This is a genomic window from Mesorhizobium sp. M5C.F.Ca.ET.164.01.1.1, assembly GCF_004792125.1.
GTDB classification, from domain to species: domain Bacteria; phylum Pseudomonadota; class Alphaproteobacteria; order Rhizobiales; family Rhizobiaceae; genus Mesorhizobium; species Mesorhizobium wenxiniae.
On record NZ_SRTG01000289.1, the window covers coordinates 1 to 343 of the forward strand.

1 protein-coding gene is annotated in these 343 nt (G+C 65.9%); it reads right to left on the reverse strand.

What is annotated here, in order from left to right; translation table 11 throughout:
- Positions 1-56: 56 nt before the first annotated feature.
- Positions 57-343, reverse strand: a 287-nt coding sequence (locus EN807_RS33515; protein WP_135938020.1) for a response regulator, incomplete at its 5' end; no start/stop codon positions are given.

Here is a 343-nt window from a genome sequence, read left to right on the forward strand (position 1 = left end):
CGACGAGACAAGCCTCGACTGGATGCGTCGCTACCGCCTGGACGCACCGTCTGAGATCAGGCCGTCTTCTGCGCCACCGTCTCGCTGAGCCAGGTGCCGATCTTGGCGCCCAGCCGGTCCGGCGAAACGGGCTTGGGCAGATAGTCGTCCATGCCAGCCTCGATGCATTTGTCCCGGTCGCCCTTCAGCGCATGCGCGGTGACGCCGATGATCGGGATGTGGCCGCCCGACGCCGCTTCGATCGCCCGGATGGCGCGTGTTGCCTCGTAGCCGTTCATTTCCGGCATCGAGACGTCCATCAGAACCAGCCTCGGATGCAGCGACCGGTACATCTCGACCGCGG